The 13,257-nt window shown below is 60.6% G+C and carries 10 protein-coding genes; 3 read left to right on the forward strand and 7 right to left on the reverse strand.

Translation table 11 applies throughout. The features are described 5' to 3' along the window. Positions 1 to 134: 134 nt before the first annotated feature. The 6 genes from AX703_RS06805 to AX703_RS26500 all read right to left on the reverse strand — a co-directional run bounded on the left by AX703_RS06805 (position 135) and on the right by AX703_RS26500 (position 7,453). The gene (locus AX703_RS06805; protein ID WP_231735411.1) at positions 135 to 407 is read right to left on the reverse strand and encodes a toxin-antitoxin system HicB family antitoxin; all 273 of its coding nucleotides are present in this window, start codon (positions 405 to 407) and stop codon (positions 135 to 137) included. Beyond that, positions 404 to 646: a hypothetical protein gene (locus tag AX703_RS06810; RefSeq protein WP_062343394.1), complete on the reverse strand. Its 243-nt coding sequence runs from the start codon at positions 644 to 646 to the stop codon at positions 404 to 406. The genes AX703_RS06805 and AX703_RS06810 overlap by 4 nt, the downstream gene beginning before the upstream one ends. Beyond that, positions 643 to 1,620 carry a FecR domain-containing protein gene (locus AX703_RS06815; protein ID WP_062343395.1) on the reverse strand — a complete coding sequence of 326 codons (978 nt, stop codon included), beginning with the start codon at positions 1,618 to 1,620 and terminating at the stop codon, positions 643 to 645. The genes AX703_RS06810 and AX703_RS06815 overlap by 4 nt, the downstream gene beginning before the upstream one ends. Beyond that, positions 1,617 to 2,153, reverse strand: coding sequence for an RNA polymerase sigma factor (locus AX703_RS06820; RefSeq protein ID WP_062343396.1), 537 nt, complete (start codon positions 2,151 to 2,153; stop codon positions 1,617 to 1,619). Before AX703_RS06820 ends, AX703_RS06815 begins: the two co-directional genes overlap by 4 nt. A gap of 282 nt (positions 2,154 to 2,435) precedes the next feature. Then, positions 2,436 to 6,674 carry a strawberry notch-like NTP hydrolase domain-containing protein gene (locus AX703_RS06825; RefSeq protein WP_369820996.1) on the reverse strand — a complete coding sequence of 1,413 codons (4,239 nt, stop codon included), beginning with the start codon at positions 6,672 to 6,674 and terminating at the stop codon, positions 2,436 to 2,438. 74 nt (positions 6,675 to 6,748) lie between these two features. Continuing rightward, on the reverse strand, positions 6,749 to 7,453 hold the full coding sequence (locus AX703_RS26500) for a toprim domain-containing protein (protein ID WP_231735413.1): 705 nt from the start codon (positions 7,451 to 7,453) through the stop codon (positions 6,749 to 6,751). An 871-nt stretch (positions 7,454 to 8,324) separates the two neighbouring features. Between AX703_RS26500 and AX703_RS06835 the strand changes: the two genes are divergently transcribed. From AX703_RS06835 to AX703_RS06845, 3 genes are all read left to right on the forward strand, one after another. After that, positions 8,325 to 9,407, forward strand: coding sequence for a replication initiation protein (locus AX703_RS06835; RefSeq protein ID WP_062343404.1), 1,083 nt, complete (start codon positions 8,325 to 8,327; stop codon positions 9,405 to 9,407). Positions 9,408 to 9,687: 280 nt separating this feature from the next. After that, a complete protein-coding gene (locus tag AX703_RS06840) occupies positions 9,688 to 10,890 on the forward strand; it encodes an AAA family ATPase (RefSeq protein ID WP_062343398.1) in 1,203 nt (400 codons plus the stop codon). 79 nt (positions 10,891 to 10,969) lie between these two features. Then, positions 10,970 to 11,980, forward strand: coding sequence for a ParB/RepB/Spo0J family partition protein (locus AX703_RS06845; protein WP_062343399.1), 1,011 nt, complete (start codon positions 10,970 to 10,972; stop codon positions 11,978 to 11,980). A gap of 237 nt (positions 11,981 to 12,217) precedes the next feature. Here AX703_RS06845 and AX703_RS28245 read toward each other — a convergent pair whose 3' ends face one another. After that, positions 12,218 to 12,775, reverse strand: a complete 558-nt coding sequence (locus tag AX703_RS28245; RefSeq protein WP_231735415.1) for a hypothetical protein — start codon at positions 12,773 to 12,775, stop codon at positions 12,218 to 12,220. Between the last annotated feature and the right edge of the window lie 482 nt (positions 12,776 to 13,257).

A 13,257-nucleotide genomic window follows, 5' to 3' on the forward strand; every position in this document is an offset into this window, starting at 1 on the left:
TCCTCTCCCTTGGGCAATCAAAGGAGGCCGGGTGAAGTGGGGGAAGGGAATGAACCCAAGGTCAGGCCCAACGTAGGCGGCGTAACCGCGTTCAGGATTCAACGTGGAATTGGGTCCGCTCCGAAATCGGGGACTTATAGTTCATCACCCGCTGATGGTGCTTCACGCTTGGCGCGATCAAGAAACGGCAGCATGTCCGTAGGCTTGGCCTTGCATGCCCAGCGCTTCAGAAAGTCGGATGGAGTCTCGACCAGGCCGATTTTCTGCGCGATCGCCACGGCAATCCACTGATTGAGCGAAACGCCATCTTCTTTTGCCAGGCGCGCCGCTGCCTCCTTGACCGACACAGGGAGCTTAAGCGGGTACGAAGCAATGCTTGTTTTCAAATGCCGGCGACGCACGCTCACGAGAATACGCCCTCAGCCATCCTTTCGAGCTCGTCGAGTACATCCGCGATCTGCCCTCGTTGCACAAGCTCTTGCGCGGTTACGCCCCAATCCGACAGCTGGTGGCTGGTGAACCAGGCATGGATCTGTTCGTCGGCGGCACCCAACCTGAGAGCACGTTCCAACACCAAACCCACATTCAGTTCGAATGAAGGGTCGGCGCCCCCGGGCGAAGGAAAGCTTGCACCAGACGTGCTCATTGCCTGCTCTTGAGCTCGATGGTGCCAGTCGCGCGCTCAACGTCGAGATTGTTCAAGAGCGCGAGCGTCCGCGCAAAGCTGTCCGGATCATCGGTACGGAAGCCACCCGCCAGGCGCTTTTCTGCAATTGCCGGCACAGCAAGACGGAGCTGAACCGCATTGCGCTGATTGAGCAACGCAATCGCCTGCCCCACCGTCATTTCGCGCGTTGTTGCCAACGGCGGAGCGGATTGCACATCTCCGGAAGTCGCCTTGGACGCGACGGTCTTCTGTTCGCTGTTGATCCCCTCGCCCGGCCCGACCGAACGGGATGATCCATCCTGACCGATGGCCTTGCCTAGCCCAGCGACAACATCGATCCGTCCCGTTCCACCAGTCACCTCTACCTCGAGATCGGCATCCTTGGTCTGCAGATGCGCGCCAGCGGCCCGCACGTCCAGAATGCGCGAGTCCCCGGTCCGGGTACGAATTTTCGCATGGCCGGTTTGCACGTCGAGCAGGCGCACGTGCGGGTCGAACCGCGTCACTGCACGGCTCGCCGAAAGCAGAGTCAGATCCGTGCCGTCGGCAAGTCGCCATGTACGCGTTTCGCCAGGTCCGGTCTGATAGGTGCGCGCTTCGACCACGCTGCCGACGTTCATCACGGGATTGCCGGCGACGAGCCGCACCGACAGCGCGCCCACTACCAGCAGCACTGCGCACGTCGCCACGGCCAGGTGGGTGGTGCGTCGCATGTGGACTGGAGCGCGGTGCAGGCTGCGCTCCTTGCCGATGGGACTATCGGCGAGCAGCAGGCTTTCCCGCCACATCCGCTCGGCTTCGGCAAAGGCCAGACGATGCCTCAGATCGCGCCCCAGCCAAGCCCGAAGCGCCGGATCACTCTGGCCCGCCTCGTCGCCTTCACGCCGGGCCAGCCACCGCGCCGCTTCCTCGCGGATATGATCCGGGATCGTGTCCCTGGTGATTTCGGTCATGGTTCGCGCATATGCCTTGCTAGCTGCTGGATTGCCCGGCTCATCTGCTTTTCCACAGCACGCACGCTCAACCCCGTCCGTTCGGCAATCTCGGCATAACTATAGCCATCGAGCCGCCGTGCAAGAAACACATTCCGTGTCATGGGCTTGAGCCGATCGAGCGCGCGTTCAAGCCGGCGCAGGCGATCGCGCGCTTCCAGATGACGAACCGGATCAGTCCCGGCAATATCTACGTCATCAATGGAAACATGGCTGTCGGCGCTATGTCGCTGGGCAGCGCGTGCCTGATCGCGCACAGCATTGCGCGACGCTTCGGCGAGAAATGCCCTGGGCGCTTCGATCTCGGCGACGGTCATGCCCCGCCCTGCCATTCGCACGAAGACCTGGTGCAACATGTCTTCTGCAGAATCGATGCCGGTCCGTCTCGCAATGCGGCGCAGCAGCGAAGGACGCTCGGCCCGGTACATCTCGTCGATGAGCGAGGCCGAGATTGCATCGAGCGGGAGCAGCGCGGGAAACGGCGCCTCGCTCATCGCTGGCCTTGCCCGCAAAGGTGTTCAAATGTCCGCGTCATCAAGATGCCGAAGCCCCGCACAAGCGAGACGCTCCGGCGAACAGCCGGATTCTGAGAACGCGCTTGAAGCGCACGCGCCGACACCTTTAGCCCTGACGGGCTTGGACATACGCACCGGCAACCCGGCTGCGGATCGCAGCAGAACAAAAATTCCATCAAGCGAGGTTCTCAGGCCTCGGCGCAGTCCAGTTTCGACTACACGTTTGAAATCTATGTCAGAAAAATGCCTCTGGCAAGCAGATCAACCGCGAGAGATCGCCGAAATCACCTCCAAAGCGGTTTCAAGCGGAACAAACAGGCGTGTCTGGAAGCGAATGATCTCGGTAAAACAGCCCCTCGCCTTGTACCAGTCGAGCCGCGCAGCCGACCAGCCACCCAGCTCAAGCCGGTGACTGCCGTTTACCAGGCTGCGCTTGAGCGACAGCGCGTCGGGTCCATGCAATTCCATTGAGCGACCGATGGTGAGAACGGTATCGAGCACCACTTGCGGCGGCAGTGCAATATCGCCGTGGAGGCCGAGTGCCTTGAGCAGCCCGGGCACATGGGCTGCCGGAACCTCGCGCCCCAGCAAGGACCGGCCGTCGCGTGCGGCAATGCGGCTTACCCTGACATAATCGCCGGGCAATTTGTCCCACACGGGCAGCAGAAGCCCGGTCGCAAGGTAAAGCCGATCGTGCTTTACAACGTCCCGCGCCTCGCAAACCTCTGCCTGCCACAGCTCGCGGAAAGTTGGCGCGTCGATCATCTCCCAATTGCTCTCGGCAAGATCGGCGGCGGAGATGTAGGTGTGCTTGAGCGGCCGGACGAGTTCAAACCGGGCGATACGGTCGCCCTCGTCCGACAAAAGGCTGCGGGCCGGCACGACGAGGCCCACCCGGCCGGACCGCGTGTTGCGCACCGTACGACCGTCTGAGTCGGCACTTCCATGGCGTTCATCAAGCCGATCCAGCGAAAGCGGCTTGAGCGCCCGGGCGATGTCGAGTTCCAGCAGATGGGTTGTCGCGCCCGACGTGGCATCGGTCCGCAAGATGCGATCCGAGACGATCGCGATATCCTCGACCGCGATGGTCTCCACGCCCAGATCGAGCGTTCCCGCAGCGCGTGCGGCATCGACCCTCGCTTCCACAAGGCCGAGGAACTCATCGAAGATCGCGTTCTGCAATGCAATCGGCAGCGCGAGAATGCGGTTGAGCCAGCGCTGGATGGGCGGGAGATCATCGCTCAACGTGCCATCAGCCGCTTCGATCTCGAGGCCGGTCAGTTCAGTGAAGCGCGCCAGGGTAACCGCTTCCAGCTTGCCTTGGAACAATAGCCCGAACCAGCGGCGTAGCGCCTCCTTGGCATATATGCTTTCGAGATTGTCGGCAGGGTCGAACAGGTTCTGGCCGCCGGTCTGGCGCTGTCCGCGCGTCAGCGCGCCAAGGCTGTCCAAACGACGCGCGATTGTCGAAATGAAGCGGCGCTCACCGCGCACGTCCGTGGCCACTGGCCGAAACAGCGGGGCCGATGCCTGGTTGGTTCGGTTGGTCCGCCCCAACCCCTGAATGGCGGCATCCGCGCGCCAGCCCGGCTCGAGCAGGAAGTGCACACGCCGCGCACGGTTCTTCGCAGAATGATCTGCGTGATAGCTGCGCCCTGTTCCGCCGGCGTCCGAAAAGACGAGGATGCGTTTATCGCCGCCCATGAAGGCCTGCGTTTCAACAAGATTGGCGCGGGCACTGCGCGTCTGAAGCTTCTGCCTGCCGTCCGTGCCTACGACGAGCCTTCGACTGCGCCCGGTCACTTCAGCTACGGTATCAACGCCGAACCGCTCGATGATCGCATCGAGCGCGGGCGCGATCGGCGGCAACGCGCAGAGCTGCTCGATCATCCGGTCACGTGCCTCAACCGCAGCCCGGCACAGGACTGGATGGCCGGCATCGTCGTACATCGGTTCCGAGCGAGGATTTCCGTTTTCATCGGTGAACACCGACATGAGGCGCACCGGGAAGCTCTTTTCCAGATAGAGCACCACCGCCTCGCGCGGCGACAGGTCAATCTCGAGGGCTTCGCGTTCGACATCGGAAAGATCGGCGAGACGGCGATCCAGCATCACTTCCGCCGTCGAGACGAGCTGGACGACCACGGCATGCCCCTGCTGTAGCGCCCCATCGATCGCCGGAAGGAGGCTGGGCAGCTTGAGCGACAGCAGCAGTTGCGCGAAAAAGCGCTGCTTGGTGCCTTCGAACACCGAGAGAGCGGCGGATTTGGCGCTGCTGTTGAGTGTGCCGCCGCCATCGCAGTCCACGATCCGCGTCGCTTCGAGCGCTTCGCGCAAGTTCCCGTGAATGACAGCCCAGGCCTCGGCATAGGCGTCGTAGATCGCGATCTGGTCCGGCGTCAGCGCATGTTCGAGGATCTCATATGCGACACCGGCAAATGACAAGGCCCGGGCGGTGTAGAGACCAAGCGATTTGAGGTCGCGGGCGACGAGCTCCATGGCGGCCATCCCGCCGGCCCGGATATCGGTGACGAAGCTTTCGCGATTGGCAAATGCCGTCTCCGGGCCCCACAGTCCGAGCCTCGTGGCATAGGCCAGGTTGTTGATGTCCGAAGCACCTGTTGCAGAAGCATAGAGCACACGCGCCCGAGGAAGCAGGTTCTGCAAGCGCACGCCGGCAACGCCCTGCTCGGAGCCTTTCGTTCGGCCACGTGAGCCCTCCCCTCCTGCTGCATTGGCCATGGCGTGGGCTTCATCGAAGACGATCACGCCATTGAAATCATCGCCGGCCCAGGCGAGGATCTGTTCCAACCGCGTTGCATCAGCACGGCCGGAACGCAGGGTGGGATAAGTTACGAACAGGATCCCGTCCCGCATCGTGACAGGGTGCCCGAGCTTCCATTGTCCGAGGGGTTGGACATCGATCGGGAGTCCGCCAAGCGCTGACCAGTCGCGCCGCGCATCCTCGAGCAGCGCCTCGTTCTTCGATACCCAGATATGGCGCTTTTCACCCTGGACCCATCGGTCAAGAATGACGCTCGCGACCTGCCTCCCCTTCCCTGCACCGGTGCCGTCGCCAAGAAAGTAGCCGAGCCGATAGCTCTGCCCATCCGGATCCGGGACCAGCGTGCAGCCTTTGTCTTCAGGCCGAAACTTGCCTGGCAGATCGCGCGCATGCGCACTGGCGGCGTAGATCAACGTTTCTGCCTGCGCCGACGACAGCCCTCCCCTTGCGATCAAGCCACTCGGCAATCGCGGAACGGTCGAAGGAACAGGTGCCGTGATGGACCCCATGGCGACGGATTCAACGAGCGCCGTCGGATGGTCACGAGCATCATTGATCCGGATCCGGCTTGGACGGTAAGGCAGATAATGGCCGACCTGCTCCGGGACCGGCGCGGGCTGCTCCAGCGCCTCGAACGCGCAGGGCACTGCGCTTTCATCGGTGGCTAATCGGGCGGGTGGGAGCGGTCGGACACTGCTGGCCCCACTGCGCACAAGTGTCAGCCGTACTGGCTGCTGCATTGGAAGAAGCGGACAACGTGCGACCTCGCCGCGGCGATCGATGTTGCCCACCAATGTGCAGAGCTGCCTGAAGTCTGCAGTTCGGGCGAGAACCGGCTTCGCGTCCGAAGTGATCTTGTCGAGCACGATCAGCCGGGTCGTAATCGACGTTCCTTGTGCGACAAATGCCCTTTCAAGCGCGAGATTGGCCCGCAAAGCGGCCGGTCCCTTGACCGAGGCCAGAAAAGCGCGGGTGTCGAACCATTCGGGCAGGATCGCAACAAGGCGTCCGTTCGGTACAAGACGCTTCCACGCCGCACGCAGATGCCGGGTGCAGGTCGTGGTATCATGTCCTCGTTCGAGCCCGTGTGAATATGGCGGGTTCATCAGCACGACACTGGGTCTGATCGATGGCTCAAGAAAATCGTCGAGCAGTTCGCCGTCGTGGCCCCGAATCTGCGCCCCCGGGAAGAGCTGCGCGAGATACGCCCGCCGCGCTGGTGAGATCTCGTTGAGAACGAGGCTGCATCCGGCCTTTTGCGCCCAGACGGCTAGCATACCGGTCCCGGCCGACGGTTCGAGCACGCAATCGGAAGTCGTGATACCGGCGGCGCACGCAGCCAGCCAGGCAACGCGCGGTGGCGTTGCAAATTGCTGGAGTTCGATCTGCTCCTCGCTCCGTACGTATTGGCGGGGCAAGAGTGAGGCAGACCTATCGAAGAGGCCTGCCACTGTCAGCGGGTCAGATGTGACGGCCGGGGCGGAAGGATCTCGCAGCCACAGAACCTGTCCGATCTCCACGGCAGCGTGGGCATCGCGGACATTCCAGCGTCCTTGGGCGTCGCTGCCACCAAACGCGTGCGTCATCAGTGCGTTGAGTTTGGGACGATCTACGCGTGCGCCGGCAAGAATGCTGTCGGCGATCGATCGCGCTACCCAAAGCACCGGCAGTTCTTCCGGGCACTGGTCGACAAGCAATGGCAGGGAATTGGACACGAGACCTCCTGACGAGGCTCCTGGTCATGCTGGCGCCTCGCCCTCACCTTCCCCTCTCTCCTTTGGAGGATAATTCAGCGAGCCGCCTTTGGGCTGGCCTTAAGAACATCGTTCCAGTCCTGCCCCTCTCTCTCCGGTGATCGCGACACGATCGTCAGACCCGGACGCGTGTGGATTTCACGGGCTCTGCGTTCAGCCAGGCGTCCGCCGACGTCGGCATCGAGGAATAGGTGCAGTTCGGTCACGCTTTCTGGAATAGCGGCTCTGCCAAACCGCTCGTTGCCAAGCGTGGCCCAACACGGAATGCCGAACAACTGGGTGGCAGCTAGTGCGTTCTCGATGCCCTCAGCTAATCCCAGCTTGCGCTCGAAGGGCCAGCCCAAGCGTACTGCGCCCGGACCAAGGCTTCCCAAGGCCCGTTTCGGAGCGTCCACCGACGCGATTGTCGCGGTTGCGGGATCGATGAAGGTGCGGTGGATTGCAATGATCCCAGTATCGCTGCGCACTGCGGCGAGCATCGCTGGTAAGAACTGGACCGAAGCTTTCGGACCGATCGGGGTCCAAGGGTGAAAGCGGAGTTCCGGGCTCGATGTAGTGATGCCCCGGTTGTGGAGATACTGGAACGCAAGTGACGCTGATAGCGGGTGTGACTCCTGCCACAATCGCACCGCATTGCGGTTCGGGGACACAACCGCTGGCAGCGATGGTGGAAAGGTTCTGACCCGGTCGGTGAACAAATTGGGGAGCCGAATGCCATTCATGGCAAGCGCATCGAGCACTGCCTCATTGGTGCATCCTGCAAAGCAATGGAACAGGACTGCCCTCGTTCCGATCGTGACACTGAGCGAAGGTGTCCGGTCGTGGTGAGCGGGGCATCGGCACATTCCTTGAGCGCCGTTCCATTTGCCTTGAAACTGCAGAACGATAGCTGCTGCGACATTGGTGAGGTGTGAGTTTGGCATGCGAGGTATCAGCCCTCCAGCTGGTTCACATCCCGCAAGAGAGAGTAGCAGTGGGCCGGAAGGTTCCTGACGCCACTCGGCAGGTGAATGAGCACGCGGCGGCGGAAGCGCTTGCCTCTTTCTTGCGTGTTTACGCTCTCCCCCTCTTCTTCGAATCATATTTGAATGGCGCCGCTGCTTGCAGCGGAGGGATTCTGGATTCTAATGATTCAGATTCAGAGCTGATTTATACCTTTCATATCAGTGGGTTGCGGCATAATTCCTGACCGAATGGGGGATGTGGCCTGACTTGGTGGGGGTGCAAGCCTGTCCACGTGGGGGGATTGTCCTGACTGCTTGGGGCTATCCTGACCTCTTGGGGGTGTTCGCACGCAAGGCGTTTCAACGCCGATGGGTTAGCATAATTTTGTGCACGGCTCGCCTGCCGGTCGATCATTCTGGCTATCGTTGCTGTTTCTCTGCGACTCGCTCGTTTTCCGAGGTCTTTTGCTGCCCCTTCCATCAATCTATCCTGACCTCTTGGGGGCGCATTAACCGGCTTATCCTGACCTGACTTGACGACCTAGGTCAGGTCAGGCAGCTATTGACCTTCTGAGTCCCTTCTTGAGGCGTACATGCCATGGAAACCGATCCCGGCCCACTAGGCATCTCCGAGGAAAGCGAGGCTGCGGTATCTCGTGGCCGTGCGATGCGCGTTGCCGCTGCCCTCCAGGCTAAGGGTGGCGACGAGTTCGCAAAGCCTGGAAACATTATCGAGGTCAAGTTCGTCAAAGGCGAATCACTTAGCCTTACCGCCTCTCGCTTACTGGCACTGATGATCCTCACAGCGGGCGGCGATGCATGGGAAGACAGGCCACACCGGATGCGGAAGGCTGATATCCGCCGCGGCCATAAGGGGAACGAGCGTATCACGGACATGCTCCAGGAGCTTCATCGCACGTTGTTTGCAATTGATGATCGATCTTGGCGCGGGAAGAAAGCGACCACCCTCTTTTCGCTGATATCTCGCTCACGCGAGGAGACTGAAGAAGATGGCGGTGAGGCTGGATGGATTGAATGGGAGTTCACGCCTGATGCGCGGCAATTGATCCAAGCCTCAGAGACATACGCAGTGCTCAATCGGCAAGCTGTTCTTGGCTTCCGCTCGAACTATGCCTTGAAGCTGTACGAGATCGGTGCACTGCGTCTCCATCGTCGGCAGGCGACTTGGAAAGGTGATATGGCGGCTTTGCGAGCTGCTCTTGGAATTCCTCCCGACGTCTATGCAGATTTCGCCCAGTTGAGGCGCAAGGTACTTGAGAAGGCGAAAGCAGAGATCGATCAGCTGGCGCACTTCCGGGTAGACTGGAAGGAGACCAGGAAGGGTCGCGCAGTGACCGAGATCGAGTTCAGGTTTGAGCCGAAGGGGCCGCCGGAAGTTCTAGATACCGTGGAAGAGTTGGACCGTCATTCAGCTGGCCGGAAGGAACGACGGTCAGGTAAGGTCGAGGCGATTGTCCCAAGCGACAACACCAGAGCTCCGCAGCCCCCGGCGGAGATAAGCGATGGGAAGGTTCTGGATAAAGCGTTTCCGTCAGGCTCTCTTCAATATGGACATGACGAACTGCTAGTGATCGGTCGCCAGTACGGAGGAGGTTGGGACGTGGACCTGATAGCAAATGGGTTTCGTGACCATATGGGAGCCAGGCTGGTCAAGCTACGTGGCGCGAAGCTTACGGCCGCGTGGAAGGGATTTTGCGAGGGTTGGTTCAACCGCAGGGGACGCCCCTAGGGGTAATTGCACGTGTGCATTTTCTGCTTCAGATAGATACCCGACGAAGTATATTCAGGCGCACCTTAACGAGGCGCTTTCCGATCTAGTTGAGCAGCGCGCCGCACGCCAAGGCTCTAGGAAATTGCACGCGTGCAATTCCATCCCCCATCGAGTCAGGATAAGCCCCGTTCTGAGGCAAAATTGCCCGACATCGTGCCTGAACTTTCGAAAGATCGGATTTCATTTCCAAAAAATCGAAAGTTGATATACGCATTGCCCAGTTGCGAAAGGCGTGCTTATGTCGAATGGACTTGAGATTGAGGAAGCTGAGCGGACAGTTTCGGTTGCTGCTCTTGCAAGTCGCGCTTCGTCGGTGCTTGAGCGGCTGAGGGATTCTGCCCGCAATGCCCGGGCCAATGAGCGGCGAGAGCCAACCTTCACGATAAGCAGAGCAGCAGAACTGGTCGGGCGAACGCCTGCAGCGATCAGGGATGCGGAGAAGGACGGTCGCCTTCCCGAACCAGCGCGAACCGAGAACAATCGGCGAGAACGCTACACGCTGGCTCAGCTTAACGATATGCGGGGGGTATTCGGAACCAGGCCGTATCGTGCGCCCGAAGATCCCTGCTGCGTTATCGCAGTTCAGAACTTCAAGGGCGGCGTGGGGAAGTCGACGCTAGCAGTTCACTTAGCCCAGTATCTGGCGATCAAAGGGTATCGCGTGGCTCTTGTCGATTGCGACAGCCAGGCTTCGGCGACAACCCTGTTTGGCTATGTCCCGGACCTCGATCTGGATGAGGACGATACGCTGTATCCTTTCCTCCGTGAAGGGGAGCGCAGCTCACTCGACTATGCGTTGCGCAAGACCCATTTCGATGGACTGGAGTTGATCCCCGCGAACCTGCGCCTGTTCAATTCAGAGTATGAATTGGCAGCACGCATGGCTCGCGGGAGCGACACGCTTCTCGACCGGTTGAAGGAGGGGATCGAGAGCATATCCGACCGGTTCGATGTCATTGTCATGGATCCTCCACCAGCGCTCGGAGCTATCTCCCTGTCGGTGTTGAGGGCGGCAAACGCACTGGTCGTGCCCGTACCCCCTACGGTCATGGATTTCTCGTCAACAGCCGCATTCTTGTCCATGCTCGATGAAACGATCGAGCAGCTTGCGGAGCGCGGTTTGGCGCCGGAGTTGGAATTTCTCCGGTTTGTCGGCTCGAAGGTCGACGAAAACAAGTCGATGCAGAAGGAGTTGCTGCAACTGATGCGGACTCTGTTCGGGCACGCGATGGTATGGACGCCACTCAAGGACTCGGCCGAAATTGATAACGCCACTGCGCGATTGATGACCGTTTATGAACTGGATGGTCCTGCAACGAGTTCGGCAGTCCGGAACCGCTGCCTTGGATACTTGGACGGTGTGAATTCAGAGATTGAAATCGACATAAGATCGATGTGGCCAAGCCATCAGGCGCGTCTTCGTAGGGCAGCACTGGCATGACCGAGGTGAATTGCACGCGTGCAATTGAGCAATTGGGCGGGAGATTGCACGCGTGCAATTCCCGGGCAGGGAGGCTCGGATGAGCAGAAAGAACAGCGGATTTGCAGCGGACTTGGCAGCAGGAATCGACCTGTCGAATGAGCCTGTTCAACGACGCTCAAACATCGCCTCGAACGTTCTGACCGGGCGTTCCAATCGTTTGGCTGACCTTGCTGCGGGCGCAATCGTTACGAGAACGCACGAACTGGTCGATCCCGGTCGATGCAGGATGTGGGACGGTCACAATCGAGATTATGCCCTACTGAATGAAGAGCGCTGTGCTGACTTGATCGAAAGTATCAAGGCGCAGGGGAGGCAGGAGATCCCTGCGATTGTTCGCCGTCTGACCGGAGACCCTCAGCACGATTTTGAGGTTATCTGCGGCGCGCGCCGGCACTGGACAATAAGTTGGCTTCGGTCACACAATTATCCTGAATTCAAGTTTTTGGTCGACGTCAGGGAGATTGGTGACGAAGAGGCATTCCGCCTCGCAGACATCGAGAACCGGGCCCGCGACGACCTGAGTGACTTTGAGCGAGCAAGGGATTATCTGCGGGCGCTCGATCTCTATTACGAGGGCCGTCAGAAGACTATGGCCGAACGCCTCAAGGTCTCTGAGAGTTGGCTGACCCGATATCTCGATCTGGCTCGCCTGCCTGCTGAAGTGCTCGTTGCATTCCGCGAGCCTCAAGGCCTTGGCATTCGTAATGCAATTTCCCTCAAAGCTTTGCTCAAGCCAGATGATAGAAAGGCTAGGGCCTTTGAGGCGGCAAAACGCCTTGCATCGGAACAGGAGCAAGCTGGCCAAGCAATGCCGGTTCTGGATGTAATCAAGGCGCTAACTGTTGCGGTAGACCCCCCCAAGAAGTCAGGAACCCCCAAGAAGTCAGGAAAGCCTGAAGTCGTTGCCAACGCACAAGGGAAGCCCGTGCTTCGCGTGGAGGGGGCCGATCGCAAGGGCATCCGGCTGACGCTGCTGAACCGGGGAGGGGCCTCGCGCGAAGATGCCGAGGCCGCGCTCAGGGCGATCCTTGACGCGCATTGGGGCTGAGGCACCAGGTGAGGGACGAGGAGAGCAGCTGGCGGCAAAAGGGGGCCGGCGAAGGCTGTTAAGGCCTTTGGCGTGATCCTCGGGGGCGGATTGGCCGCCAAAAGACTTCAAATCGCCAATTTTGCCCTCAGAAGCCGGTACAGCGCTTTGAATGGCCCGCCGCACCCTTACCCATAATGGGTGCGGTTTTGGCGCTCTGAGGGGTGTTTGCGCGAGCCTCAATTTTACGGTTCAATATCAATCAGTTGTTGCCGTTTCAGGGGCAATGCCACTAAAACTGGCCAGCCGCGCATCGATTTGGGCCATTTCCGCATCGAACTTGGCGAGCACTGTGTCGAGCGCCGGCGAGGGGGCAGGCGACGCCTGTGGGCGCCCGCGAGTGGCCGGCACCAGCCCGAGGGCAAGCGCGACATCGGGCGTGACGTAAGTGCGCCAGGTAGCGCGTCCGGAAACCTCTACCAGAATCCCGAGCCTTGTCGCGCGTTCCAGCAGCTTGCCCGCACCCGAGAGGGTGAGTCCGAGGAGGGGGGCGATGGTGCGCGCGGCGAGGCACGGTCGGGTGAGGGTGATGCGACCGAGCGTGGCGAGCTGGCCGGGGCGGTTCTTGGCGGCGATAGCAGCGGCGCTGCGCCGCGCGGTGTCCTCGAGGCGATTTAGCCGGGCAAGGCCATCGTCGCTTGCGCGGCGGATCTGCTTGAGCAGGCGCATGAGCAGGGCCGGGCGAGGGTGGTGCGCGAAACGCTGACCGGCGTCGCCCACCACGAGGCAGGGCAGGGGAGCTACAGTGATCCCCATGCGGCGAAGCACTGTCGGCAATCCTAGCCGAGGCGCCATGCTACGATCGTTGCGTACCCATGCTTCAATCAACGCCAATGCGCGGGTGAGGGCAGGGGCGTTGTCCCATCCCATAGGCAAGTCGAACGTGAAAGGCAGGTCTTCGCGCCAGTGTCTCCCGGTCTTCTCTGCCATCGTTGCTTGCCAAGATTGTAGAGCGGAGAAGGGCTCAGCGTTGGTTTCAATAGGCGGCCGCCCAGGCAGGGTGAGTCCACATTCGTGAGAAATAATGTCGATTTCGTCGATCTCGAACGCCTGGAGCCGAAGGGCGGTGGCATAGCCTGTCCAGCTGGCGCGCAATGTCCATGCAGGTGCTAGCGAAGTCGCGCAAATCCGGGCATCAAGCCGGGCAATGGCGGCACTGGCATCGGCGAGCGCTGCGGCCAGATGTCGCGGGACAAAGAAGCAGTCAATCAACGTAACCTCCTGATAAAATGCCATAG

Source organism: Novosphingobium sp. CCH12-A3 (assembly GCF_001556015.1).
Lineage (GTDB): Bacteria > Pseudomonadota > Alphaproteobacteria > Sphingomonadales > Sphingomonadaceae > Novosphingobium > Novosphingobium subterraneum.

Coding starts and splice junctions, on each gene's coding strand:
- AX703_RS06820 (WP_062343396.1), bottom strand. CDS start 2,153: ATGAGCGAGGCGCCGTTTCCCGCGCTGCTCCCGCTCGATGCAATCTCG.
- AX703_RS06840 (WP_062343398.1), top strand. CDS start 9,688: ATGTCGAATGGACTTGAGATTGAGGAAGCTGAGCGGACAGTTTCGGTT.
- AX703_RS06845 (WP_062343399.1), top strand. CDS start 10,970: ATGAGCAGAAAGAACAGCGGATTTGCAGCGGACTTGGCAGCAGGAATC.
- AX703_RS06815 (WP_062343395.1), bottom strand. CDS start 1,620: ATGACCGAAATCACCAGGGACACGATCCCGGATCATATCCGCGAGGAA.
- AX703_RS06810 (WP_062343394.1), bottom strand. CDS start 646: ATGAGCACGTCTGGTGCAAGCTTTCCTTCGCCCGGGGGCGCCGACCCT.
- AX703_RS06835 (WP_062343404.1), top strand. CDS start 8,325: ATGCGCGTTGCCGCTGCCCTCCAGGCTAAGGGTGGCGACGAGTTCGCA.
- AX703_RS28245 (WP_231735415.1), bottom strand. CDS start 12,775: ATGGGGATCACTGTAGCTCCCCTGCCCTGCCTCGTGGTGGGCGACGCC.